Source organism: Micromonospora radicis (assembly GCF_003583405.1).
In the GTDB taxonomy this organism is placed as follows: Bacteria; Actinomycetota; Actinomycetes; order Mycobacteriales; family Micromonosporaceae; genus Micromonospora; species Micromonospora radicis.
Genome location: NZ_QXEC01000008.1, coordinates 18,956 through 42,466, shown reverse-complemented (window position 1 = coordinate 42,466; position 23,511 = coordinate 18,956). Strand labels below are relative to the sequence as shown.

Below are 23,511 nucleotides of genomic sequence, written 5' to 3'. Positions count from 1 at the left end.
GACTAGAGGCGGGCCAGGAACGGGTAGATGGCGAAGCCGAGCAGGACGAAGACCAGCAGCGCGCCGGGGATGTCGAGCCGACTGGTCACCCCCTCGGCGCGGGCCAGGTTGTCGGTACGGATCTGGTCGCGCAGCGAGTCGGCGCGGCTGCGCAGGGTCTCGTGTACCTGGGCGCCCTCGCTGCCCGAGGAACGCATGATGGCGCCGACGTCGCCCAACTCCGGGATGCCGACCCGGTCGGCCAGGTCGCGCAGTTCGTCCCACGGGGAGTGCATCTGCATCTGGGCCATCCGCAGCGCCTCGGAGATCCGGTCGAAGACCCAGCCCTCGCAGATCGCCGCCGCCCGTTCCAGCGACTGCACCGGCCCGTGCGCGGCGGAGAGCTGCAACGCGACGAGATCCAGGTAGGTGCAGACGGCCTGGCGGAACTCGTCGCGGGCCGCCTCCGCCCGGGTCACCACCGCGCGGTGTGCCAGCAGGGCGCAGAGCGCCGCCAGGCCGAGGCTGCCGAGGACCGGTACGGCCACCGGCAGCGAGATGCCGACGGCGAACAGCGAGAAGCTGAGCAGGGCCGGTGCGGCCAGCCCGATCAGCGCCGACAGCAGCAGGGAGAGCGCGTACTGCTCCGGGGTGCGGTCGAGCAGGGCCAGTTGCCGGTGCGGCGGGCGCAGCCAGCGGGCCAACCCGGTGAGCCAGTCCAGTTGGCGGTCGGCCGGGCCGACCCGGGTCGTTCCCGGTGGCGGGTGCAGCCGGCGCAGCGCCGGACCGAGCGCGGGGGTGGCCGGCACCAGTTCGCGTACCACCAGGAACACGCCCAGCCCGATCGTGGCCCCGCCGACCACGGCGAGGAAGAGGTGCAGGTTCACGCCACCACCGCCTCGTCGGGGTCGGGGGCCGGCAGGAAGCGGGCCGGCCGGGGTGGTTGGCTCATCGAGCGCACCCAGGCCAGCAGGCCGATGAAGGCGGCGCCGAGGATCGCCATCACGAGCTGGCCGAGCGGCGTGCCGTACGGCTCCACGTACTCGGCGTTGAACAGCCCGTACGCGATGGTGGCCAGGGTCATCCCGGTGAGGAACCGGACCGCGAACCGGGGCTGGGTCCGCTTGGCCTCGATCTCCCGGCGGGTGGCGACCTCGGCCGCCGCCGCCGTCGCGATCGAGCTGAGCACGTCGCCGAGCCGTTCACCCCGGTCGGTCAGGTGCAGGATGAGCGCGGCGACCACCTGGTCGCAGACCGGGTCGCCGATCTCGTCGGCGAACGCCAGCAGGGCCGAACGGGCCAGCCAGCCGGCCTGGAGCCGGGCGGCGAGCAGGCGTACCTCCTCCTGGATCTCCTCCGGCGCGGTGCCGACCGTACCGATGACCGCCTGCTGGAGTCCCTGGCCGGTGGCGGAGACGTCCTTGAGCCGGCGGGCCCACTCGCCGACCGCTTCGATCCGGGCGATCGCGCGTTGCTCGGACCGGCCCACCGAGAAGAGCCACGGGGTGCCGGGCACCGCGATCGCGACCAGCAGGCCGACCACCGGCAGCCCGGTCAGCAGGAAGGCCAGCGCGCCCGCGACCACCGCGCCGACCAGCAGCGTCTGGTGGGTCTGCTGTTCGCGGACAGTGGTGCCGGAGCCGCGCCACAGCCGGCTGAGTCCCGGTCCGGCGCCCGGTGCGGGACCGGGCGGGCGGCGGGTGCCGACCAGCGCGACGACCACCAGCACCAGACCGGCCACGCAGGCCGCCCCGGAAACCATGGCGATCAGTTCGATGTCGTCACGCACGACTCACCGCCGGCCCAGTCGGGTCTGCTTGGGCCGGCGCCAGGCGCCCTGCCCGGCCTCGATCCAGCGGCTCAGCAGCCGGGCGTCGTAGCCCACCCGCAGCAACTGGTCACGGACCCGCTCCGGCAGGTGACGGGGAACCGCCCGGCCGTCCGGCCCGGGACCGAACACCCGGGTGGTGGTGATCCGGCTGCTCTCGCCGACGCCGAGGACCTCCTCGACGTGCGAGACGAACCGGTGTTTGCGCCCGCCGATGCCGGTCTCGTCCTCGACGGTGACGTAGACGATGAGGTCGAGGGCGTTGCCGGCCATCCGGCGGGCCTGGTCGACGGTCATCTCCCGGCCGTGCGCCAGCGCCAACTCGATGATCCGCTCGCTGACCCCGCCGGGGGTACGCGCGTGGATCGTGCACATCGATCCCCGGCTGGTGGTCATCGCCTGGAGCATCGGCACGATCTCCCGGGACCGCACCTCGCCGACGATGATCCGCAGCACGCCCATCCGTAGCGAGACCGGGATCAGGTCGGCGATGCTCACCTCACCGGCGGGTCGACCGTCCGGGCCGCGTTCACCGTGTCCCTCGCGGGCCTCGAAGCTCATCACCGCCCGGTGGCGTTCGGTACGCCGGGCCGGCAGCAGCTCCCGGCTCTCCTCCAGCAGCACGTACGGCTCGTCGGGCGGGATCTCGCTCATCAGCGCCCGGATGACGGTGGTCTTACCGGCACCGGCCAGCCCGGCGACCATGATGTTCAGCCCGGCCCGCATCGACGCACGGAGGAAGTCGCGCAGCAGCGGGTCGACCATCTCGTCCAGGTCGCCCCGGGTGCCGGCCAGGTCGTCCAGGGTCACATCGAGGGTGTTGTGCTTCCGGATCACCGCGTACGGGCGGTGGCTGACCAGGAACACCGCCGCCAGCCGGCTGCCGTCGGGCAGTTGCAGGTCCAGTGTGGGCTTCGAGGTGGACAGCGAACGTTCGGTGGCACCGGCCCGTCGGGCCGCCGCCTGGAGGATCTCCACCAGCTCGTCGTCGCTGTCGGCGATCGGCTCGGCCCAGTCGACGCCGCCGCCGTGCCGGGTGATGCGTACCTGATCGCAGCCGAGGATGTGCACCTCCTCGATGGTGTCGTCGACGAGCAGCGTCTGGAGTCGACCGAGACCGGCCAGCTCGGCCGTGACCTGGTCGAGCAGCAGGCGTTCCTCACCGGCGGCCATCGGGGTGCCGGCCCGGCGCACCGAGTCGGCGTACTCGGCGACCAGCAGTACCGCCAGCCGGGCCCGCTCGGTGTCCTCCTCGTCGACGCTGAACTCGCGGCCGCGCTCCCACCGGGTGAGCCGTTCGCTCAGCTCCCGCCGCAGCTCCCGGACCACCTGGTAGTCCAACCGGGGCCGGGGCGGCGGTTCGGGCGCGGGCGGGGCGGGCAGGGCCGGCAGCGCCGGGTGCCGTCCGTTGGCCACCGGCAACGGCGGTGCGATGGAGGTGGCGCCGGGCGGTTGCCGGCGTGGATCCGACGAGACCGGCTCAAAGCGCATCGGGCACCCCCTGGGCGACCGGCCAGGCCAACCGGGCCCGCCGCCGTTCCAGCAGGGCGCCGACCGGCACCTCCAGCTCGCGGGCCGCGCGCAGCAGCGGGCGTCCGGCCCGCACCGTGCCACCCAGGCTCAACACCTCGGCGGTACGCGGGTCGTGTGGCAGCCGGGCGATCACCGGCAGCCGTAGCGCCTTGCTGATCTCGCTCTTGCCGTGCCCGCCGCCGACCAGCAGCAGCCGCAGCGTGCCCGGCTCCACCCGGTGCTCGGCGAAGTCCCGTTCGAGGGCCTGGAGCATGGCCCGGGTGCCGGACAGGTCGGGCAACTGCGCGCGGGTGACCACCAGCACCACCGAGGCGGCCCGCAGCAGCGGCCACGGCGGCCCGGCCACGTGCAGCCGACCACAGTCGACGACCACGTCGTACGGCGGGTCGCCGTGTTCCAGGCCGGTGAAGAAGTCGGCGAACCGTTGCCAGAGCGGGACGACGCTGCCGGCCTGGGCGGGGTCGACGACCCCGGGCAGCAGCAGGCGTTCCCGGCGCGGCGCGTCCAGGTCGACCAGCTGCGACCAGAACGCGGTCTCCAGGTTGCCGTCGCGCAGCTCCCCGACGGCCAGCTCACCGATGCCACGCGGGCCGTCCAGCGCGCCGCCCAGGTAGCCGGCGAGGATGGAGCCGCCGGCCGGGTCGCACTCGGCGAGGACCACCCGCCGGTGCCAGCTCAGCGCGCAGGCCAGCGCGGTGGTGGTCACCCCCGGCGAGCCCTTGGCCGAGACCAGCGCGATGATCGCCATCAGGCCGCCTTGGTCAGCACGACCGCGATCCGGTCCTGGGCGGCCAACGCCACCACGGCCGGTACGTCCCGTACCGCCAGCGCCAGGTAGACCACCACCTCGTCGCGGCCGTCGGTGCTGACGGCGTCGGTGACGGTCGCGGTGAACCGGGTTGTGCCGGTGGACGAGCCCCCGCCGCTGTTGTCGTCGCGGGGGGTGCTGACCAGCAGGACCTGGTCGCCGGGGCGGAGTTTGGGCGCCGGTACCTGTGCCGTTCGCAGCCCGAGGGCGAGTTGCTGCTGACCGGGGCCGAGCAGCGGCGCGTCGGTGAGCTGCGCCATGGTCAGCAGCGTGCCGGGGGCGAGCGCGACGGCGGCGCGCATGCCGACCACCTCGGCGAGCCGACCGGCCGGTACCGGGTCGAGCCCCTGCCCGCCGGCCACCTGCACCGACACCAGGTCGTCGGCGCCGAGCACGCTGCCGACCTCGACACTGCGGGCGACCGCCAGGTAGCTGCCGGTGGCGCGGACCGAGGTGACCGCGAACGCCGAGCCGAGTCCACCGAGGGCGATCAGCAGTACGGCCAGGCCGAGCAGCCCGGGGCGGACCCGGCGCTGCCGGACCACCTTGGGCGGGGCGACGGGCGCGTCCACCGGGGAGGTTCCGTCGCGGGTCGCCACGCTCATCGGGTCACCACCTGAAGCTCGTTGATCTGGATGTCGATCGTGCCGGTGGTGCGGACGACGTCTGGGATCTGCCCGGTCTCGCCGCGGCTGCTGCGCCAGGTGACGGTCCAGGGCAGGGTGCCCTGGACCCGGTAGGTGCCGGCCCTGGCGTAGCCCTTGTCGTAGCCGCAGTCGGGGGAGGGCCGACCGGCGTGCCGGCTGGTGCGGTCGTACGGGGTGCCGGGACCGTCGCAGCGGACCCGGTCACCGTTGCCCATGTCCCAGACGATCTCGTCGACCTCGGCCCGGATGGTGACGGTCAGGCCCCGGTCGGAGGCGGAGGCGCTCAGCGGGCCGAAGTAGTTGGCGCCGGCGCTGGCCCACATCCAGACCGGCAGGCCGACCAGCCCCGGACCGACGCGCTTGCGGGGCGCGACCGACGCGTTCGGCCCGAGCAGGCTGATCGAGGCGAGCGCCCGACGGGCCAACTCGTCCGGGTCCGGTGGGGCGCCGAAGCCCGGCGGCGGTCCTTCCCGCAGTTCCATCCGCTGGTCGCCCACCGCGCCGCCGTTGCAGCTCAGCACGTACCACTGCCAGCCGTCGGGGGCTTCCTGCTGCGGCTCGGCGAGCTTGTAGTAGCAGCCGTCGCTGTTGTTGAACCAGCCGAGGTCCTCGTCGTAACAGGGGATGGTACGGCCGTTCCACCGGCAGACACCGTCGCCGCCACCCCCGCCGCCGTTGTTCCCGCCGTTGTCGCCACCGTTTCCGCCGCCGCCGGGGATGCCCGGGTCGTCGTCCCAGACGTCGCAGTTGGGCTGGGCGGGTGGGCAGCCGGCACCGGGGTCGGCGGTGGCCGGTACCGCCGGACCGGTCACCAGCAGCAGCGTCAGTGCGCCGCCGAGCAGCATCCGGCGGATGCCCCCGGCCCTCCGCCGACGCCCGGGCCGACTGCCAGCGGTGCTCCGGCCACCAGCGGTGCTCCGGCCACCAGCGGCGCACTGGTCGGCGTGGTGCCGGGCGAGGTGGTCCGCCGCCCGGGTCAGCACGGCTGGTCCTGGTGGGCCGAGCCGGTGCTGATCAGCCAACGGCCGTCGGGATAGCGGGTGGCGGTGGCGGTGGCCAGGTGCCGGGTGCCCCGGGTGCCCGGCACGACCTTCTCATCGGCGACGTAGACCAGCCGGTAGCCGGTGGCGTCGACACAGTCCTGGATTTCCACCGTCGGCGGCTTGGCGGTCAGGTCGACGGAGATGACCTCGGGGTTGGAGCGCAGGGCGCCGGCGCTGACCGCGCCGTTGGCGCGGGCCTGCCGCAGGCTCAGCCGGACCCGGGTGAGCAGCGGGTCGGCGAGGAACCGGGTCAGGTCCGGATGTTGTGGGTCGCTGTGCCGACTCGCCGCCCGCGACGCGGTCAGGTACCCGTCGTACGCCTTCAGGGCCGCTTTCTCCGCGGCCTTCTCGTCGGCGGCACGTTCGGTGCCGACGGGCCTGTTCCGGTCTGTCGGGACGGTGCCGGACGTCTCCGGCGGGCTGCCGCAGGCGGTGGTCGTGCCGACCGCGGCCACCGCGACCAAGCCGGCCGTCCAGCGGCTCAGTTGCCGTGCTCGCACCCTCGTGCCCTCCTCGGTAACCGACCCGGCGGCCGCCGCCGGTCCCGGGCATGCGGCAACGCGACCGGAAGGTCGTCTCCGGCCCGGTTCGATACGCGGCCGCATTTACCCTTACGGATCTTCTACAAATGCACTGTCCTGGGTGTCGTGGCGGTTGGACGTGGGTTGCCTCACATCCAAGGGGCGAGCATAAGCTGACGCCGGCCGATGCAACAGAGGCAATTCAAGCGAACACTCTGAGTGATGGAGGGTGGTGGTGTCGGATGGTTGCCGGGGAGATTGCCGGTGGCTGTCGAGGTCGCCCCCGCGCTCGTTCGGCGCGGCGTGCGGGGCGGTGCAACCGCTCTCCGGGCCGACCGTCGCCGATCCGTTCGCGATGGTGCGGGAAATGGCATGTGCCCGATCCGTCCCCCACAAATGCGGTCCAAGTCGATCGTCAATTGCATTCTGTGGGAATTGCATCCCCGGCGTCGGTGCGTTTCGGCCGAGCCGATTCCGGCCGTCGGAGTCCCGTCCGTCAACGTTCGGACCACCACCCGATCCGACCGGGCAGACTACCTACCGTGTTCGCTTTCGTCCCCCGGAGGTCGGCATGACCCGGTCCCACGCCACCGAATCGGTGCCGCACCAGCCGCCGCCGATCCGACCCGGTCGACCCCGGCCGCCGATCCGACCCGGTCGACCTCGACCGCTGGCCGTCCTGGCGCTCACCCCGCTGCTGCGCTACGCCGTCGTCCGGCACGCCGTACCGACCGGGACCAGTCGTCGTACCGGCTGCGACGCCTGCGGCACTCCGATCGGCCTGGACCGCCCGTGGCCGGTGCTCGGCCCGACCGCCCGCTGCGGCGGCTGCACCGCCCGCGTCGGCCCACCGCCGGGCACCGTCGAACTGGCCGCCGCCACGGCCGTCGTACTGCTCCTGACCGGCCCACCCACCACCGAACTGGCGGCCGCGGCGTGGTGGCTGGCCTTCGCCGTACCGCTGTGCTTTGTGGACCTGGCGGTGCACCGGCTGCCCGACCGGCTCACCTGGCCAGCCGCCGCCGGCACCTGGCTGCTGCTCGGGCTGGCCGCGGTGACCGGCGCTGGGTCGGAGCCCTGGCTGCGCGCCACCGCCGCCGGCCTCAGCCTGGCCGGATTCTTCGCCCTCACCACGTTGCTGCTCGGGGCCCGGGGCTTCGGCATCGGCGACGCCAAGCTCGCGCTGGGCGCGGGCGCGCTGCTCGGCTGGTACGGCTGGGCCACCCCGGTGCTCGGGCTACTGCTCGCGGTGACGCTGTCCGGCCTGGTCGCCCTCGGCCTGTTGGTCACCCGGCGGGCCCGCTGGAGCAGTCACCTGCCGTTCGGGCCGTACCTGGTGCTGGGCACGCTCGGTGCGCTGCTGCTCGTGTGGTGAGTGTGCCGCGTCGGGCGGCGCCGTCACCCCCCGGCCGTCGACCCAGCCGCCGCGTCGGGGGCTGACCCGCCGGCCATCCGCTGCCGGACGGCCGCCAGTTCCTCGAAGGCGTACGCCCAGTTGTGGCACTTGAAACTGCGCAGCCCGTCGATCGGGGAGCGGCAGTCGGTGCAGCGTACGCCGGGGATGGCGGCGGGTAGGCCGGTGTTGACGTACCGGCGGTCGCCGAGGATCACCGTGGCGATCATCGCCGGGTCGTGCACCTCCTTGAGGGCCGAGGCGACGATGTCGTACCAGGTGATCCGGCGACCACACTTCGGGCAGTCCGGCTGGTCACCGCTGACCCAGAGCGGGGCGCCGATGGTGCGGGGTGGCATGCCGAGCAGCTTCTCGATCCGCCGTACGTCGGATTCCGGGGTGGTCCACCGGTGCTGGCCCGGCAGCGAGGCGGGCGAGTCGTAGACGGCTTGGAACAGCGCGGGGTCGACCTCGACGGTCTCGCGTTCACTGGTCATCGGCGTCCCTCCCGGTAGGTCGGCGCCCCCCACCGTGGTCACCGGTGGGCGGCCGGCACAACCGGATCAACGACTTGGCGAGCCGACCGGCCCGCCTCCGGGCCCGGCGTGGTGGTCGCCGAGCGCCGGACGCCCACGATGATCAGGTAGCCGAGGATCCAGAACTCGCCGACGGTGGCCGGGATCACCAGCAGGTCCGCGACGACCTTTGCGTTCGGAGCGAGGTACGCGACGAACGTGCTGAGCAGGTAGCCGCCACCCCCGACGACGAGAACCCAGCCGAGCGGTCGGGGCAGCCAGCCGGATCGGAGCACACACCAACCCATCGGTACCAGCCAGAGCCCGAAGAAGAGCCCGCCCACGACCCAGAGGTTTCCGCTGATCAGGTAGAGCAACTGGACGGTGTGGGCGGCGTCGCCGAACGGCTCGGTCGCCACCTGGGTGGCGGTCGCGAGGAGCGCGGCGCTACCGAGGATCGCGATGGCGTTGACCATGCCGAACGCGGCGATGCAGCCGGCGGCGGTGGTGTCGACGCCGCGGAACAGCCGGTAGAACCAGACGGCGGTGCCGGTCTGGGCGAGTACGACGAGCAGTTCGAGCATGATCGCGACGCGGGCGAGGGACTCGTTGCCGACCAGGTGGGCGAGGGTCGCCTCGGGGTCACCGGCGGCGAAGAGCTGGGGCCGGATGGTGAGGAAACCCAGCGCACCGGCGATGGCCAGGCCGAGGTAGAGCAACCCGGTCGTCCGGGCGGTGCGGATCAGCAGATGCATCTCGACTCCTTCGATTGTGCTGGGTGGTCCGCCGCTTTCCGGCAGCACTGCCTTACGACGTAAGGCAACCATACGATGTAAGGTCAAGGGAAGATGGAAAGCCGAATGGGCGTACGGAAACCGCGTGAGCCGCTGAGCCGTGAGCGAGCCCTCGCCGCCGCCACCGCGCTGGTCGACGCGGAGGGGCTGACCGCGCTGACCATGCGCCGGCTGGCCGCCGAGGTCGGCGTCGAGGCGATGTCGCTCTACTACCACCTGCCCGGCAAGGAGGGCCTGCTCGACGGCCTCGCCGAGGCGGTCGTCACCGAGATCCTGGCCGCCGTCGCGGCGGTCGACGCCACCCTGGACGGCGAGGACTGGCGTGCCCGCCTGCGCCAGCGGTTCCTCGCCGCCCGAGTGGTGATGCTGCGCCACCCCTGGGCGCCCGCGCTGCTCAGCTCCCGCCCGAACATCCCCGCCGAGGTGTACGCCTACTACGACGGCATCATCGCCACCCTGCTCGACGGCGGGTTCAGCTACCGCATCGCCCACCGGGCGCTGCACGCGTTCGGCAGCCTCGCGCTCGGCTTCGCCCAGGAGGTCTTCCGACCCGCGTCGGCCGGCGGCCAGGCTGACGTCGAGGCCGCCGAGGCGGAACTCGCCGCGATGGCCGAGCAGCTGCCGCACCTGACCGCGATGGTGGCGGCCGAGGCACACGACGCCGCGGATCCGACCCTCGGCTGGTGCGACAGCCAGGTCGAGTTCGAGTTCACCCTCGACCTGCTCTTCGACGGCCTCGAACGGGCCCGCGGCTGACCGGCCCGAATCCCCGGGCGATGTAACGCGACGTCCGCGAATCCCGCTTGGCCCGGCATGAGAGCACTGCGTCGTACCCTCGCCGCGATCGTCGTCTCGACGTTCGCGCTGATCGCCACCGCCACGCCGGCAGCAGCCATCACCGGCGGAGAGCCCGACGGCGACCGGCACCCCAACGTCGGTCTGATCCTCTTCTACGACGAGACCGGTCGTTACCGTTGCTCGGCCACGCTCGTCTCGCCGACCGTCCTGCTCACCGCCGCGCACTGCACCCTGGGCACGCTCGGCAAGACCCTGGTCACCTTCGACACGGTCATCGCCGAAGCGCCGCCGAACCCGCTGCCGCCGGCGGCCGACCCGAGCGTGGGCTACACGGCCGAGGAACTGGCCGCGGCCGGCTACCGCTCCGGCACCGCGCTCACCCACCCCGAGTACTCGGACTTCACCGACCTGGACAACTGGAACGACGTCGGCGTGGTGGTGCTGGACACGCCGGTGACCGGGATCGTCCCCGCGACGGTGGCGCCGACCGGCTACCTCGACCAGTTCGCGCAGCCGAAGCTCAACAAGACCGTCTTCGGCGTGGTGGGTTACGGCACCGAGGTACGCAAGCCGGCGGCGGGCCCGCAGAAGCCGGAGCCGATGAGCTACCCGCTGATCCGCCGCTACACGACCTCGCCGGGGCAGAAGCTCACCCCGCAGGTCCTGCAGCTCAACGGCAACCCGAACGACACCCGGGGCGGCGGCGGCACCTGCTTCGGTGACTCAGGGGGCCCGACCTTCCTCAACGGGTACCTGGTCGCGGTCACCAGCTACGGCTACACCAGCAACTGCCGCTACCTCGGCGGCTACCAGCGGGTCGAGATCCCGGTCGTGCAGGACTGGCTCGCCACCGTCAGCTGAACCGGCACCCGGCCGGCGGGTGCTCCTCCGCGAGCCCCCGCCGGACCGGTGTCAGGCGAAGTGGTGTCCGGTCCGCCAGTCCTCGGCGTTCTCCCGCCACGTCGACCAGCTGCGCCAGAGCAGCCCGCCGCCGCCGACCCCCAGCACCGACCCCAGGACGATGTCGAAGACCGCGTCCAAGTAGCCGCCACCGGCGCGCTCGTCGCGTACGTTGTGTCGCGGGTCGGCCGGGTCGTACCGCACCGGGGTCACGTCGCCGACCTGCGGTTCCGGATCCCAGCGGTAGTCGGTCACCGCCGCCACGACGTCCCGGCCGTCGGCGGTGCCGAAGACGACCAGCACGTACGAGTCGCGCCCCAGTCGATGCACCTCACGTACGGTCGCCTGGGCTTGCGCGCCGTATTTGTCCAGCCGGTAGGTCCGGTACGCGGACTGCGCCCCGGAGAGTACGAACATCGCCGCCACGGCGACCAGCACCACGAAGCCGGTCATCGGATGGCGCAGCCAGTACCCGGGCAGCCATCGGCGGCGTGGCGTGCTCCCGTTGCGCCTGCCCCGCCTGCGCCTGTCCCGCCAACCCACGCCGCCATCCTGCCCGCCCCGGGCAACAACCCTGCCCGGGCCCGGTGTGAGTTCCCTCGCCGTTTCGTCGAAACAGCGAGGCCCGGAGCAGCGGGAAACCGCCACAACGGCGAAACCTCCAGGCAGGTACAGAAAACTGTACCTCCGGTGGAGCGTGTTGCCTCTCCTGGCCGCTGCCGTACGGGCCGGATCGCGGCTCCACCGACGCCCGAAGCGCCGCTGACCTGCGGACGAGTGGGCCGGAGGTGCCATCATGCGAACCACGCCGCCGCGATCGTCGGTCCGCGACCTGCGAACGGACCTCACGCCACACCGCCGCCGACCCGCCGTCCGACACTTCATCACCCGCACCGACGCGGCCCTCGGCCAGCGTCGCTGACTACAGCTCGCCCCGGGCCTTGCGCGTGACCAGCTCCAACACCGCGATCACCGTGCCCGCACCGACGATCTCACCCTGGGAGACGAGCTGCCGTGCCTCCTCCAGCGGGATCCAGGCGATCTGCTCGGCCTCGTTGACATCCACTGGAGCACCGATGTGCTCCGCGCTCCTGGCATGGAACAGCAGGTTCTCCGCGTCCGCGGTCGCCACCCACGGCTGAAACGATAGCAACGGCTCGACCGCATCCGGACGCCACCCGGTCTCCTCCTCCACCTCCCGGACCGCACACGCCGCCGGATCCTCCCCCTCGTCGACGTAGCCACCGGGCAGCTCCCACACCCACCGATCGAACACGAACCGATGCCGCCGCATCAGCAACAGCCGTTCCTGAACGTCAAGCACCGCGACCATCGCCGACCGAGGCGCCCGAATCACGTACTGCTCAAAGCGCACCCCATCCGGCAACTCCACGTCAGCAATGCTCAACCGGGCCCGTCGACCAGCGTCCACCACCCGCTCACCGTGGATCGTCCACCGCGTCGATCCGATGCCCTGTTCCTCCACCATCCGGCCAGTATCCGACCGGCGGTACCGAGCCGCTGCCGCACGGCACGCCGCCGGTTCGACTCGGTGTACGACGAACCCCGCCGGGGGCATGCGGTCTCAAGTCGTCGGCCGCTACCAACTGGTGGCACCTCGCCTCGACGAGCAGGTGGCGGACCTGGACGTGCACCCCCGGGTGGCGATGCAGATCCTCCGGCACGTCCAGTTCGCCATCACGATGTAGATCTACACGGTGGTGTCCTCGGCGGCCACCCGCGACGCGCTCAAGCGGCTCGGTCAGACGCTCGACCGATGACGGCCGGACGCCGCTGGTTTCAGGCTGATCCGTTACCGGTCGCCGTAGTGGTACCGGCAGGCGATGATCTCGACATCGTCCTTGGTGATCCGGTACACCAGCCGGTGTTCGCGGTCGATTCGGCGGGACCAGAAGCCGGACAGTTCGCCCCGCAAAGGCTCCGGCTTTCCGATGCCCTCGTACCCGTTGCGCATCACATCGGCGATGAGATCGTTGATGCGCTTGATCAGCTTGCGGTCGGTGTGGCTGAGGTACTGGCTCCAGGCTGTCTCGGTGAAGACCAGCCTCACGCGACGTCTCGCATGGCGTCCGGGTCGGCCAGCTCCCGCTCGGTCGTGTCGCCCTGCTCAAGCTCGGCGATCGATCGGCGGAGGGCTGCGGCGTTGCTGGGGCTGCGCAGGAGGTACTCGGTTTCCTTCATCGACTCGTACTCGGCAAGCGACACGATCACCACCGGCTCGTGGCCTGACCGGGTCACCACCACTTCCTCGGCGTCGTCGATGACGCTGTCGAGTTCGGCAGCCAGGTTCTGGCGTAGCTGGGTGAAGTTCACGGTCCGCATGACCACCTCCAGGGCAAGTACAGGAAACTGTACCTCAGATGTCCTGCCTTGCTCCTGGGTGATGCTGTGCTTCGATGCTGTACGAGCCGTGCTGACAAAGGCGGCGACTCCGCAAAGGGCCGCTGACCTGGGTAAGAGTGGGCCGCCAGGGACTCGAACCCTGAACCTATGGATTAAAAGTCCACAGCTCTGCCATTGAGCTAGCGGCCCGCGCGCTCAGGTTACCGGACACTCGCCGGATCGGGCTCGCGGCTGTCGGGCGGGCGTCGCTTGGTGCGGGCGTCGGGCGGGGGTGTGCGGGTGGCGCCGGGTTGGCAGGATCGGCGGGGTCGACGCGGGGGAGGATCGGCGTGATGCGGGCTGCCGTACTGGTGGGGGCGATCTTCAGTACGGGGCTGGTGGCGGGGCTGTTCTTTGCGTACGCCTGCTCGGTCATGCCGGGTCTGGGCGCGACCGACGACCGGACGCTGGTCGGCACGATGCAGTCGATCAACCGGAAGATCCTCAACGGCTGGTTCCTGTCGGTGTTCCTCGGCGGGCCGGTGCTGGTCGCGGTGGCCGTGGTGGGGCACTTCGGTGCCGGTGCCGGTGCCGGTGCCGGTGCCGGTGGCGCGGTGCTCGGCTGGCTGGTCGCCGCGCTGGTCGGGCAGCTGGTCACGGTCGGTGTAACGATGCGGTGCAACGTGCCGCTCAACAACCTGCTGGACGCCGCCGGGTCGGTCGACGGGATCACCGATCTGGCGGCCGTTCGGCGCCGGTTCGAGAGGCCGTGGGTGCGCTGGAACCTGGTCCGCACGGTCAGCTCGGTCGCCGCCTTCGCCTGCCTGATCGGCGCCCTGCTCGCCCGGTGAGCCGGGCGGCGGGCACTGCGGGCACTGCGGGCGCTGCGGGCACCGGCCGGGCGGCGGGCATCGCGGGCGGACACCGGCCGCGCGGCGGGGACTGCCGGGGCCGGGTGGCGAGAGACGTCGGGGCGGTCGCGCTTGGAAAGCGACTGACCGGGTACGGACCGGCCATGCGGATCGTGGTGGTGGGGGCGAGCGGGAACGTCGGTACGGCGCTGCTGCGCCGGCTGCGGCGGGAGCGGGACGTCCAGCTGGTCGGGGTGGCGCGTCGGCTGCCGGGACCGCAGGCCGGTGAGCCGTACGACGGGGTGCGGTGGCACTCCAGCGACATCGGGTTGCCCGGTGCGGCCGACGAGTTGACCGAGGTCTTCGCCGGTGCTGATGCGGTGGTGCATCTGGCCTGGCAGATCCAGCCTAGCCACGACCAGCAGGTGTTGCGGCGGACCAACGTGGGCGGCAGCCGGGCGGTGGTCGACGCGGTGCTGCGCGCCGGGGTGCCGGCCCTGGTGTACGCGTCGTCGGTCGGGACGTACGCGCCCGGGCCGAAGAACCTGCCGGTCAGCGAGCGCTGGCCGGCGACCGGGGTGACCGGGTCGTCGTACAGCCGGGACAAGGCGGCGGTCGAGGAGATGCTCGACGGGATCGAGCGGACCCACCCGGGGCTGCGGCTGGTCCGGCTGCGCCCGGGGCTGATCTTCCAGCGGGAGGCGGGGACCGAGATCAGCCGGTACTTTCTCGGGCCGCTGGTGCCGGTGTGGCTGCTGCGCTACGGGCGGCTGCCGCTGGTGCCGGCAAACCGGCGGCTGCGGATGCAGGCGGTGCACGCCGACGACGTGGCCGACGCGTACGCCCGGGCGGTTCTCGGTGACGCGCGCGGTGCCTTCAACGTCGCCGCGGACCCGGTGCTGACCCCGGAGCTGGTGGCCCGCCACTTCCACGGCTGGACGGTGCCGGTGGCCGCCCCGATGCTGCGGGCCGCCGCCGCGCTGACCTGGCGGGCCCGGCTGCAACCGATCGACGCGGGATGGGTGGAGCTGGCCCTGAACGCGCCGTTGATGTCCAGCGAGCGGGCCGAGAGCGAGCTGGGGTGGCGGCCCCGGGTCGACGCGGTCGACGCGTTGAAGGAACTCTTCGCCGGCATCGCCGAACGCGCCCACACCGACAGCCCGCCGCTGTCCGGCGCACCCACCCTGCCCGGCCGTCCGGCCGCCCTCGCCCGGGCCCGCGCCGCCGGCCACGGCAACCCCTACTGAGACGCCGGCCACGGCGCCACGCCAGGCCAGGCGACGGCGCCGGCCACGATCCGGAGGTTCAGCGGAGGGGGTTGTTGCCGGAGCCCTGGTAGAAGATGCCGGGGTGGGTCTCGAAGCCGCGGCTGGGGTTGCGGCGCAGGGTCGACTTCTCGATGCGCAGGGTGCCGGTGCGGTTGTTGCTGACGAAGAAGATGGCGCCACCGCCCTCCTTCGCCTGGTTGTCCTCGATGGTGCTGCCGGCGATGCGTACCGAGAACTCGTTGCCGTCGGCGTAGATGGCGCCGCCGCTGCCGCCGCCCGGCGTGCCGGGGCGGGCCGGGTTGGCGCCCTCGCCGACCGCGGTGTTGCGGCGCAGTGTGCTGTTGAGTACCTCCCAGGAGACGCCGATGCTGCTCAGCGCCCCGCCGTTGGCGCAGGATCCGCCGGTGAAGCTGCTGTTCACCACGTACACCGGCTGGTTGTCGTGCTGGTCGAGCACCCGGATGGCGGCGCCGCCCAGGTCCGGCCCGGTCCGGTCGCAGCGGTTGTCGACGAAGTGCGAGTTGACCACCTTGAGCCGGCCACCCCGTACGAAGATGGCGCCACCGCCGCCGCCGTCGGTGCGTTGACCGGTGGCGTCGCCGTTGGCGAAGACCAGGTTCTGCACGGTCAACCGCGGGTGGTCCTGGTTCTGGCAGTGCGTGGTGGTCCAGCCCTGCAACGGGTCGCAGGTGTTCAGGTAGAGGATGCGGCGTTTGCCCTGCCCGCTGAGGGTGACCTTGCCGCCGCCGTCGAGCACCACCTGGGGGCCGTTGGCGTTGCGCACCTTCGCGGTCGCCCGCATCTCGATGGTCACCGGGTCGGGGCCGCAGTCGAAGGTGATGATGCCGCCGGCCGCGACCGCCCGGACCACCGCCGTGGACGTGCAGCTGGCCGGGGTGCCGGTGCCGACGGTACGGGTCGGCCGGGAGGTGTCGACGGCCCGCGCGGCCGCCGGTACGGCCACCGCGCCGGCCGGATTGCCGGTGGGTGCGCCACCGGTCGGCGCGGCCGGTGCCACCGGGCGGGTGCCGCCGGTAGCGCCGCTGGGGCCGCCGCCCAGGCCGGTGCGGGCCGGCGGGGTGGCCTGCCCACCCGGCTGCCCACCCGGCTGTTCGGCGACCTCGGCGCTGGGCGCGGCACCGTCGGCGGGAACCACCGGCGGTTGCACGCTGCGCGGATCGGCCCGGGGCACGGACGGGCCGCAGGCGGACAGGAGGGTGACTGCGACGCCGAGGGCGACCACGGCGGCGGGGGTTCTCAGGTGCACCCCGTGATGCTAGGCGGTGCGCCGCCGAACACCAGCTTTCGCCGCTGCTCAGGTGAGCGGCGCGTGGTGCAGATGCCGGCGACGGCGCAACCGGACGCCGAAGACGCCCGCCACCGTCACGATCAGCAGCACGGTGACCACCGCCGCGTGCAGCAGGCCCCGGCTCAGGTAGCCGGCGTCGGTGTGGTCCACCGCCCAGGTGGCGATCTCGCGGCTGGACCAGAACGGGGTCAGCTTCGCGCCGGGGCTGGCCGGGTCGAGCAGCATCTGCATGGCCACCACGGTGAGCAGCAGCAGGGTGCCCTCCAGTTCGCGGGGGAGCAGCGCGCCGATCAACATGCCGAACGGCGCGGCCACCGCCACGCAGCAGAGCATCGCCAGGGCGATCCCGGCATACCGCAGGTTGTTCGCGTCGATGACGGTGAGCAGGAAGAACGGCACCGCCACGGCCAGCCCGAGCACCCACAGGCCGAGCATCCGGCCGAGGTACAGCTGGTGCGGCCGGTAGCCGGCGAGCCGCAGCCGGGGTTCCAGCTCGCGGGCGCCGCTGGCGGCGAAGAGCGCGGCCGTGCTGACCGCCCAGCTGATGCCGAGGAACAGCGCCCGGATCGACTGCCCGACGTACGAGTCCCGCCGGATCATCCAGAAGACCAACGGCATCAACAACAGCAGCAGGAGTACGCCCCGACGGCGCGTCAACTCCCGCAACGTCATCTCGGCCACGGTGACCAGCCGGTTCATGAGTGCTCTCCCTACTTGGCGGAGGAGGTGAGGTCGAGCACCACGTCGACCCGGTCGAGCTGGTTGAGCAGGTGGGTCACCACCACGATGGCCCGTCCCTCGTCCCGCAACCGGACCAACTGGTCCCACAGGTTGACGTAACTGCCCTGGTCGAAGCCTTGGTACGGCTCGTCCAGCAGCAGCACGTCCGGTGCGGCGAGGGTGGACATGGTCAGGTTCAGCTTCTGCCGGGTGCCGCCGGAGAGGTGCCGGGCGGGCACGTCCCGGTCGGCCTCCCAGCCGAGTTGTCGGGCCGCTGCCCGGCCGGCCTGCCGGGCTGGTTCCCGCGTCAGCCCCTGCCCGGCGCCGACCAGTACGAAGTGCTCGTCGGGGAGGAGGAAGTCGGCGGTGCCGCCCTGCTGGGGGCAGTAGCCGAGCCGACCCGAGACGGTCACCTCCCCGGCGTCGGGGGAGATCAGCCCGGCGCAGATCCGCAGGAAGGTGCTCTTGCCGCAGCCGTTGGCGCCGACCACCGCGGCGATCTGACCGGCCCGTACGGTCAGCGCCGCGTCGCGCAGCACGGTGCGTCGGCCGTACCGTTTGGTGATGCCGCGGGCGTCCAACCGGACCGGGCCGGGGCGTGGGGCGGGCGCGGTGCCGATGCTCTCCACGATCGTGGCCGCGTACGCCTGCGGCGAACCGAAGACCAGCCACGGGTCGCCGCCGCCCTCACGCAGGTGCGTGGCGGCCTCGGCGACCACGTGTCGGGCGGCGTCGACCGCGACCCGGCGCTGGTGCAGCTCGGCCGCGAAGACCCGCAGCCACTCGTCGGCGTTCACCCGTCGACCCCCTTCGTGACGATGTCGGTCACCGGCGCCACGAACGCCAGCCAGGCGTTGCCGCCCTGCCGCAGCGCCGCCCGCCCCTCGGCGGTGAGCTGGTAGTACTTCCGGGCGGGGCCGGAGTCACCCTCCCGCCACTGCGCGGTGACCAGGCCGGTGCGTTGCAGCCGCAGCAGCACCGGGTAGAGCGTGCCGCCCTGGATCGGCCCGACACCGGCCGTGTCGAGCGCCTGGGCGAGTTGGTAGCCGTAGGACTCGCCGTCGCGCAGCAGGGCGAGCACGCAGAGGTCGAGCACTCCACGCAGCCATTGCCCACGACGGTCGGGATCCACCCGCCGAACCCTAGTGGCGCTACCTAGATGGCACAACTACCTAGCGGGCGGCGGATCAGGCGGTGACGACGTCGGAGACCACGACCGTGACGTTGTCCGGCGCACCCGCCTGGTGGGCGAGCTTCACCAACTGCTCCCCGCACTGGTGCCGGTCGGCGTGCATACCCAGGGTGGCCGCGATCGCGTCGTCGGGCACGTAGTCGGAGAGCCCGTCGCTGCACAGCAGCAGCCGATCCCCGGCGGCCACCGCCAGCATCCCCATCGTCGGAGGCGCGTCCGCGCCCTGCACCGCCCGGGTGACCAGCGACCGCTGCGGATGGTGCCGGGCCTGGTCCGGCGTCAACGCACCCTGGTCGACCAGCGCCTGCACGAACGTGTCGTCGCGGGTCAGCTGGCTGAGCTGACCGTCGCGGAGCAGGTAACAGCGGGAGTCGCCGACCTGGGCGAGCACCAGCTGGTCACCGGCGAGCAGGGCCGCGGTGAGCGTCGTACCCATCCCGTCGCGTGCCGGGTCGGCGACGATCGCCGCGTGGATGCGTTGGTTGGCCGTACTCACCACGGCGCGCAGCGCGTCGGCGGCGGCGTCCGGAGCGGCCGGCGGGATCAGCTCGTCGAGGATCCGGATGACGATCTCGCTGGCCACCTCACCGGCGGGCAGCCCACCCATGCCGTCGGCCACCGCCACGAGGCGCTCGCCGGCGAGCGCCGAGTCCTCGTTGTTGGTACGGACCAGGCCGATGTCGTTGAGGATGGCCGAGCGGAGGATCAGCGTCATGGGACAAGCTTGCCAAGAAGACCCTTCCCGCGTCTCTACGCACTACTGCGTAGGGTTGAGGAATGTTGCCGGTGTCCATGGTCGGGCGCGCCGGTGAGCTGGCTGAGCTGGACCGGGCCTGGTCCACCGTGGTCGGCGCTCGCCGGCGCTCGCCAGCGGTCGCGGTCGTCACCGGCGGCGCGGGCGTAGGTAAGAGCCTGCTGGTCGCAGCCGCCCTGGACGGCTTCACGCCCCGGCCGGACGTGGTACTCAACGGCGCCGCCCGGGTGCACAGTCCCGCCCCGTACGACTGGCTGGCCGCCGTACTCAGTGGGCGCGACACCCGCCGACTCGATCTCCCCGCCGACGCCCTGGCCTGGCTCGCCCAGCAGCCCACCGCGCCGCGCGAACGCTACGCCCCCGGCACCCTGCTCCGGTTGGCCGTGCGTACCGTCCGAACGCTGGTCGGTGCCGGCCCGGCGGTGCTCGTGGTGGAGGATCTGCACGCGCTGGATCCGGCGAGCCTCAACCTGGTCGGCGAACTGGCCACCGCCGACGGCCTGCCGGCCCTGCTGGTGGTGGCGACCAGGCCCGCGGCGCACGCGGTCGCACCCGCCCTCACCGGCCGCACCCTGGCCCGCCTCTGCGGGGTGCGCGGTGTGGTGCGCCAGCATCTGGGGCCGCTGCGGTCGGCCGAGGTGGCCGAGGTGTTGCGCCAGGTGTACGGCGGCCCGACCGCCGACGCCCGGCTGGTGCACCGGGTCTGGCAGCACACCGGCGGCAACCCGTACGCCCTCACCGAACTGCTCGCCGCACACGCCGGGCAGGATCCCGGCGCGTTACTCCGGCCGACCGAGACCGGTTCCGCCCGGACCGTTCCGGCCCCCGCCACCCCGGCCGTTCCCGCCACCCCTGCTGCTCCGGCCGACGCCGCTTCCGACGCCGCTTCCGTCGCCCCGGTCGACGCCGCTCCCGCCGGCCTGACCGGACGGGAGGTCGAGGTGCTCGACTGCCTGGTCGCCGGGATGTCCAACAAGCAGGTGGCCCGCGCCCTCGGCATCTCGGTCCGGACGGTCACCGTGCACGTGTCGAACCTGCTTCGGAAGACCGGCTCGGCTTCGCGTACCGAGGTGGCGCTCTGGGCGGTACGGCAGCGCCTCGCCGTGCCGGAGGGCTGAACTCACCGCCGGGGGCCCTGTTCGTCGCTGCGGGGGTAGCGGAGCAGGAGGCTGGCGGTCACCTCGTCGTCGCCGACGGCGGCGTAGACGTGTGGCACGTCGGAGGTCCAGCGCAGGTGCCCACCGGCCGGGGCGGTCAGCGGCGCGTCGGCCGGGCCGGCCCGCAGCACCCCGGCGAAGACGGTGACGTGTTCGGTGACTCCGGCCTGGTGCGCGGGCGAGAGTTGGCCCGGGCCGGGCGCGACCCGCATCCGGTACAGCTCGTAGGTGGCGTCGGTGTCCTCGAAGACCTCCAGCAGGGTGGCGCTGACCGCCGCCCCGCGTACGGTCGGCCCGGCCGGCATCCCGTCGGTGGTGGGCCCGGGGGCCGGTTCGGCGAGTACGGCGGCCAGCGGTACGCCGAGCTGTGCGGTGATCGCGTACAGCGTCTCCAGGGTGGGGTTGCGGACGCCGTTCTCCAGCCCGGAGAGCGTCGCCTTGCCCACTCCGGCCTGGCGGGCGAGGGCGGACAGGGAGATCCCGCGCGCCTCGCGTAGGGCGCGGACCCGGCTCCCGATCGCCGTGGTGTCCGGATCGGCCCCGCCCTGCCGACTCAGGGCGGCGGCGATCGGCTGGGGGCCCGGTGACGGTGATTGCGGCACCTGGCTATGGTGCTACACACTGCTGTTCCGTAAACGGAACGTACGGGGGTGTGGCGTGGCGGGTCGGATGCAACCGGTGCTGGCGGGCGTGGTGGCCGCGCTGGTCGGCTTCGCCAGTTCGTTCACCGTGGTGCTGGCCGGGCTGCGGGCGGTCGGGGCCACCGAGGCGCAGGCCGCCTCCGGGCTGCTCGTGCTCTGCGTGGCGTCCGGGCTCTGCGCCGGCTGGCTCGGTCTGCGGCACCGGATACCGATGAGCGTGGCCTGGTCCACGCCCGGCGCGGCGTTGCTGGTCGCCACCGGTCCGGTTCCCGGCGGGTGGCCGGTCGCCGTCGGCGCGTTCCTGGTCTCCGGCCTGCTCATCGTGGCCGCCGGGCTCTTCCCCGCACTGGGGCGGGCCGTCGCGGCGATCCCCAAGCCGATCGCCGCGGCGATGCTCGCCGGGGTGCTCCTGCCACTGTGCACGGCCCCGGTCCGCGCGCTCGTCGACGTGCCGATGCTGGCCGCCCCGGTGCTGCTCAGCTGGCTGGTGCTGCACCGGTTCGCCCGGCGTTGGGCGGTACCCGGAGCGCTGGTGGTGGCGGTCGGGGCGATCGTGCTGAGCACCCCGGCCGGTGGCGGCAGCGGCGGTCTGCGCCCGGTGATCGAGGTGACCGCGCCGCAGTGGAGCCTGCCCGCCCTGGTCGGGGTGGCGCTGCCGCTGTTCCTGGTGACCATGGCCGCGCAGAACGTACCCGGCACGGCCGTACTGGTCGGCTACGGTTACCGGCCGCCGCTCGGCTCCGCGCTGCGGACCACCGGGCTGGCCAGCATCGTCACCGCCCCGGCTGGTGGGCACGCCGTCAACCTGGCGGCCATCACCGCCGCCCTGGCCGCCGGCCCGGACGCCCATCCGGATCCGGACCGTCGCTGGATCGCCTCGGTCACCAACGGTGTCGGGCTGGCCCTGCTCGGGTTGGGTGCCGGCGCGGTCACCACGCTGGTCGGCTGGGCGCCGCCGGTGCTGATCGAGGCGGTCGCCGGGTTGGCCCTGCTCGGTGCGCTGGCCACCGCGCTCACCTCGGCGCTGGTCGACCCGGCGGCCCGGGAGGCCGCGGTGGTCACCCTGGTCGTCACCGCCTCCGGCGTCTCACTGGCCGGCATCGGTGGCGCCTTCTGGGGCCTGCTGGCCGGCGTCCTGCTCTACCTCCTCTTCCCGCGCCCCACCCCGCTTGCTGCGCCCGCCCCGGCCACCAGCGTTGATCATGAGGTTGGCCGCTAGGTAAGCGCTTGCCCCCGCCGGTAACCTCATGATCAACGAGGTGGGCTCGGGGGTGGGTGGGTCAGGATTCGGTGGGGAGGTCGGCGGCCAGGGCGTCGAGGAGGACCTCGTCGGCGGAGATGGTGGCGATCTGGTCGGCCAGTACGTAGACCGCGCCGGTGGGGACGAGGTCGGTGGAGACCTTGAGGTAGCCGGTACGCAGCAGTCGGGCGGCCAGGTCGGCCGGTACGTCCGGCTCCTCGACGGCGGCGGACTCGATCAACTCGTCCAGGCTGCCACCGGGATCGGCGGTCGGCGCCTGCACCGTCACCGCGTTGGGATCACCGCGCTGGACCAGATCCACCGTGCCCACGTCGATGCCGGCGGCATCGACCACGCGCATCCCGGTGGTGACCCGCGAAACGGTCGCCTGCTGATCGATCCCCTGCTGCTCCATCCCCACGCCCTTCCCGCCCGCCGTCGCGGCTAAACCCCGCCCCCATCCGTCACCCCGATCTCCGGCGGGGTGGTCCAGCCGGACGGGGGGCGGGGGGAGAGTTCACGCCAGGTGTCGGGCCCCTGGAGCAGCGCCCGTACGGTCTCCTCGGCCGCGTCGAGGGTGTCGTACTCGTAGAACCGGGAGGCCCCTTCGGCGCCGCCGGCGCGCTGCTCGACGTGCCACCGGTCGGCGTCGACCCGGAGGAAGACGTCCCGCCGGGCCAGCCGTCCCCACTTCCCGTTCCACCAGTGCTTTCGCTGCTCCATGGCGGGACTCTATCGAACATGTGTACGACGCGAGGCGGCCCCTGCGGGATTCCCGCAGGGGCCGATGTGCAGCTGCCCGGATTCAGCGCCCGGTGGGCGGTTCCTCCCGGCCACCGAGTACGTCGTCCAGTGCGCCGCGCTGCTGGACCGGGGTGGCCCGGCCGCTGGCGACCAGGGCGTCGCGGATCTCGGTGAGCAGCTTGATCTCCTCGCTCGGCGCGGCCGGCGGCGGCTCCTCGCCCCGCCGGCGCCGCTCGGCCAGCTTGTTCATCGGGAAGACGACCAGGAAGTACAGCGCCGCGGCGGTGAGCAGGAAGGTGATCAACGCGTTGAGAAACGCCCCCCAGGTGACGGGGTTGCCCTCCCCCAGTTCGAACTGGGCTCCCTCGCCGGTGGGGCCCTGGCCGATCAGGTTGATGATCGGCTGAAGGAACGAGCTGGTGAAGGCCGTGACCAGCCCGGTGAACGCGGCGCCGATGACGATGCCGACCGCGAGGTCGACGACGTTGCCGCGCATGATGAAGTCCTTGAAGCCCTTGAGCATCCGCACTCCC

The 23,511-nt window shown here is 72.7% G+C and carries 29 protein-coding genes, 1 tRNA gene and 1 pseudogene; 8 read left to right on the top strand and 23 right to left on the bottom strand.

The window, feature by feature from the left end:
* Window positions 1–2 precede the first annotated feature (2 nt).
* From D2L64_RS10545 to D2L64_RS10515, 7 genes are all read right to left on the bottom strand, one after another.
* Window positions 3–866 (bottom strand): type II secretion system F family protein, encoded by an 864-nt coding sequence (locus D2L64_RS10545; RefSeq protein ID WP_119574891.1) that lies wholly within the window; start codon window positions 864–866, stop codon window positions 3–5.
* Window positions 863–1,741 carry a type II secretion system F family protein gene (locus D2L64_RS10540; RefSeq protein WP_119575157.1) on the bottom strand — a complete coding sequence of 293 codons (879 nt, stop codon included), beginning with the start codon at window positions 1,739–1,741 and terminating at the stop codon, window positions 863–865. The genes D2L64_RS10545 and D2L64_RS10540 overlap by 4 nt, the downstream gene beginning before the upstream one ends.
* Window positions 1,742–1,771: 30 nt before the next feature.
* Window positions 1,772–3,298: a CpaF family protein gene (locus tag D2L64_RS10535; RefSeq protein WP_119574889.1), complete on the bottom strand. Its 1,527-nt coding sequence runs from the start codon at window positions 3,296–3,298 to the stop codon at window positions 1,772–1,774.
* Complete coding sequence (locus D2L64_RS10530) at window positions 3,288–4,088, bottom strand: P-loop NTPase family protein (RefSeq protein ID WP_119574887.1); 801 nt, start codon at window positions 4,086–4,088, stop codon at window positions 3,288–3,290. Before D2L64_RS10530 ends, D2L64_RS10535 begins: the two co-directional genes overlap by 11 nt.
* Window positions 4,088–4,753: an SAF domain-containing protein gene (locus D2L64_RS10525; RefSeq protein ID WP_119574885.1), complete on the bottom strand. Its 666-nt coding sequence runs from the start codon at window positions 4,751–4,753 to the stop codon at window positions 4,088–4,090. Before D2L64_RS10525 ends, D2L64_RS10530 begins: the two co-directional genes overlap by 1 nt.
* Entirely contained in the window at window positions 4,750–5,640 is an 891-nt protein-coding gene (locus tag D2L64_RS10520; RefSeq protein WP_119575155.1) for a hypothetical protein, read from the bottom strand. Before D2L64_RS10520 ends, D2L64_RS10525 begins: the two co-directional genes overlap by 4 nt.
* Window positions 5,641–5,771: 131 nt before the next feature.
* Window positions 5,772–6,338, bottom strand: a complete 567-nt coding sequence (locus tag D2L64_RS10515) for a hypothetical protein (protein WP_119574883.1) — start codon at window positions 6,336–6,338, stop codon at window positions 5,772–5,774.
* Window positions 6,339–6,930: 592 nt separating this feature from the next.
* Here D2L64_RS10515 and D2L64_RS10510 point away from each other — a divergent pair.
* Complete coding sequence (locus tag D2L64_RS10510) at window positions 6,931–7,734, top strand: prepilin peptidase (RefSeq protein WP_119574881.1); 804 nt, start codon at window positions 6,931–6,933, stop codon at window positions 7,732–7,734.
* Between the two features lie 23 nt (window positions 7,735–7,757).
* Here D2L64_RS10510 and D2L64_RS10505 read toward each other — a convergent pair whose 3' ends face one another.
* A complete protein-coding gene (locus D2L64_RS10505; RefSeq protein ID WP_119574879.1) occupies window positions 7,758–8,249 on the bottom strand; it encodes a hypothetical protein in 492 nt (163 codons plus the stop codon).
* A 38-nt stretch (window positions 8,250–8,287) separates the two neighbouring features.
* The gene (locus D2L64_RS10500) at window positions 8,288–9,022 is read right to left on the bottom strand and encodes a DUF4386 domain-containing protein (protein ID WP_119574877.1); all 735 of its coding nucleotides are present in this window, start codon (window positions 9,020–9,022) and stop codon (window positions 8,288–8,290) included.
* A 93-nt stretch (window positions 9,023–9,115) separates the two neighbouring features.
* Between D2L64_RS10500 and D2L64_RS10495 the strand changes: the two genes are divergently transcribed.
* On the top strand, window positions 9,116–9,817 hold the full coding sequence (locus D2L64_RS10495) for a TetR/AcrR family transcriptional regulator C-terminal domain-containing protein (protein WP_119574875.1): 702 nt from the start codon (window positions 9,116–9,118) through the stop codon (window positions 9,815–9,817).
* 57 nt (window positions 9,818–9,874) lie between these two features.
* Window positions 9,875–10,720 (top strand): trypsin-like serine protease, encoded by an 846-nt coding sequence (locus D2L64_RS10490; protein ID WP_119574873.1) that lies wholly within the window; start codon window positions 9,875–9,877, stop codon window positions 10,718–10,720.
* Between the two features lie 51 nt (window positions 10,721–10,771).
* On the opposite strand, the gene D2L64_RS27250 is transcribed toward D2L64_RS10490, so the two are convergent.
* Window positions 10,772–11,212: a DUF3592 domain-containing protein gene (locus D2L64_RS27250; RefSeq protein ID WP_158603493.1), complete on the bottom strand. Its 441-nt coding sequence runs from the start codon at window positions 11,210–11,212 to the stop codon at window positions 10,772–10,774.
* Window positions 11,213–11,681: 469 nt separating this feature from the next.
* Window positions 11,682–12,248 carry an NUDIX hydrolase gene (locus D2L64_RS10480; RefSeq protein WP_119574869.1) on the bottom strand — a complete coding sequence of 189 codons (567 nt, stop codon included), beginning with the start codon at window positions 12,246–12,248 and terminating at the stop codon, window positions 11,682–11,684.
* Window positions 12,249–12,393: 145 nt separating this feature from the next.
* Here D2L64_RS10480 and D2L64_RS28375 point away from each other — a divergent pair.
* A pseudogene (locus D2L64_RS28375) lies at window positions 12,394–12,540 on the top strand (site-specific integrase); the annotation flags it as partial.
* A 32-nt stretch (window positions 12,541–12,572) separates the two neighbouring features.
* Here the strand turns inward: D2L64_RS28375 and D2L64_RS10475 are convergent.
* The 3 genes from D2L64_RS10475 to D2L64_RS10465 form a co-directional block, all read right to left on the bottom strand.
* On the bottom strand, window positions 12,573–12,830 hold the full coding sequence (locus tag D2L64_RS10475) for a Txe/YoeB family addiction module toxin (protein WP_119574867.1): 258 nt from the start codon (window positions 12,828–12,830) through the stop codon (window positions 12,573–12,575).
* Complete coding sequence (locus D2L64_RS10470; RefSeq protein ID WP_119575153.1) at window positions 12,827–13,102, bottom strand: type II toxin-antitoxin system Phd/YefM family antitoxin; 276 nt, start codon at window positions 13,100–13,102, stop codon at window positions 12,827–12,829. The genes D2L64_RS10475 and D2L64_RS10470 overlap by 4 nt, the downstream gene beginning before the upstream one ends.
* Before the next feature lie 138 nt (window positions 13,103–13,240).
* A tRNA-Lys gene (locus D2L64_RS10465) sits at window positions 13,241–13,312 on the bottom strand.
* Window positions 13,313–13,455: 143 nt separating this feature from the next.
* On the opposite strand from D2L64_RS10465, the gene D2L64_RS10460 reads away from it, so the two are divergent.
* Window positions 13,456–13,953 carry an anthrone oxygenase family protein gene (locus D2L64_RS10460; RefSeq protein ID WP_119574865.1) on the top strand — a complete coding sequence of 166 codons (498 nt, stop codon included), beginning with the start codon at window positions 13,456–13,458 and terminating at the stop codon, window positions 13,951–13,953.
* A gap of 164 nt (window positions 13,954–14,117) precedes the next feature.
* Window positions 14,118–15,200: an NAD-dependent epimerase/dehydratase family protein gene (locus D2L64_RS10455; protein WP_119574863.1), complete on the top strand. Its 1,083-nt coding sequence runs from the start codon at window positions 14,118–14,120 to the stop codon at window positions 15,198–15,200.
* A 58-nt stretch (window positions 15,201–15,258) separates the two neighbouring features.
* On the opposite strand, the gene D2L64_RS10450 is transcribed toward D2L64_RS10455, so the two are convergent.
* The 5 genes from D2L64_RS10450 to D2L64_RS10430 are packed head-to-tail and all read right to left on the bottom strand — an operon-like array spanning window position 15,259 to window position 19,157.
* Window positions 15,259–16,488, bottom strand: coding sequence for a hypothetical protein (locus D2L64_RS10450; protein WP_233558899.1), 1,230 nt, complete (start codon window positions 16,486–16,488; stop codon window positions 15,259–15,261).
* Between the two features lie 48 nt (window positions 16,489–16,536).
* Window positions 16,537–17,229 (bottom strand): ABC transporter permease, encoded by a 693-nt coding sequence (locus D2L64_RS10445; RefSeq protein ID WP_119574859.1) that lies wholly within the window; start codon window positions 17,227–17,229, stop codon window positions 16,537–16,539.
* Between the two features lie 11 nt (window positions 17,230–17,240).
* Entirely contained in the window at window positions 17,241–18,047 is an 807-nt protein-coding gene (locus tag D2L64_RS10440) for an ATP-binding cassette domain-containing protein (RefSeq protein ID WP_119574858.1), read from the bottom strand.
* Window positions 18,044–18,382, bottom strand: coding sequence for a PadR family transcriptional regulator (locus D2L64_RS10435; RefSeq protein WP_119574856.1), 339 nt, complete (start codon window positions 18,380–18,382; stop codon window positions 18,044–18,046). The genes D2L64_RS10440 and D2L64_RS10435 overlap by 4 nt, the downstream gene beginning before the upstream one ends.
* A gap of 55 nt (window positions 18,383–18,437) precedes the next feature.
* A complete protein-coding gene (locus D2L64_RS10430; RefSeq protein WP_119574854.1) occupies window positions 18,438–19,157 on the bottom strand; it encodes a PP2C family protein-serine/threonine phosphatase in 720 nt (239 codons plus the stop codon).
* A 62-nt stretch (window positions 19,158–19,219) separates the two neighbouring features.
* Here D2L64_RS10430 and D2L64_RS10425 point away from each other — a divergent pair, with 62 nt between their 5' ends.
* Window positions 19,220–20,314, top strand: a complete 1,095-nt coding sequence (locus tag D2L64_RS10425; protein ID WP_119574852.1) for a helix-turn-helix domain-containing protein — start codon at window positions 19,220–19,222, stop codon at window positions 20,312–20,314.
* A 2-nt stretch (window positions 20,315–20,316) separates the two neighbouring features.
* Here the strand turns inward: D2L64_RS10425 and D2L64_RS10420 are convergent, their stop codons facing one another.
* A complete protein-coding gene (locus D2L64_RS10420; RefSeq protein ID WP_233558898.1) occupies window positions 20,317–20,955 on the bottom strand; it encodes a helix-turn-helix domain-containing protein in 639 nt (212 codons plus the stop codon).
* Between the two features lie 55 nt (window positions 20,956–21,010).
* On the opposite strand from D2L64_RS10420, the gene D2L64_RS10415 reads away from it, so the two are divergent.
* The gene (locus tag D2L64_RS10415) at window positions 21,011–22,213 is read left to right on the top strand and encodes a benzoate/H(+) symporter BenE family transporter (RefSeq protein WP_119574850.1); all 1,203 of its coding nucleotides are present in this window, start codon (window positions 21,011–21,013) and stop codon (window positions 22,211–22,213) included.
* A 61-nt stretch (window positions 22,214–22,274) separates the two neighbouring features.
* On the opposite strand, the gene D2L64_RS10410 is transcribed toward D2L64_RS10415, so the two are convergent.
* From D2L64_RS10410 to mscL, 3 genes are all read right to left on the bottom strand, one after another.
* A complete protein-coding gene (locus D2L64_RS10410) occupies window positions 22,275–22,649 on the bottom strand; it encodes a hypothetical protein (RefSeq protein WP_119574848.1) in 375 nt (124 codons plus the stop codon).
* Between the two features lie 29 nt (window positions 22,650–22,678).
* Window positions 22,679–22,957, bottom strand: coding sequence for a hypothetical protein (locus D2L64_RS10405; RefSeq protein WP_119574846.1), 279 nt, complete (start codon window positions 22,955–22,957; stop codon window positions 22,679–22,681).
* 82 nt (window positions 22,958–23,039) lie between these two features.
* Complete coding sequence (gene mscL / locus D2L64_RS10400; RefSeq protein ID WP_119575149.1) at window positions 23,040–23,501, bottom strand: large conductance mechanosensitive channel protein MscL; 462 nt, start codon at window positions 23,499–23,501, stop codon at window positions 23,040–23,042.
* Window positions 23,502–23,511 lie beyond the last annotated feature (10 nt).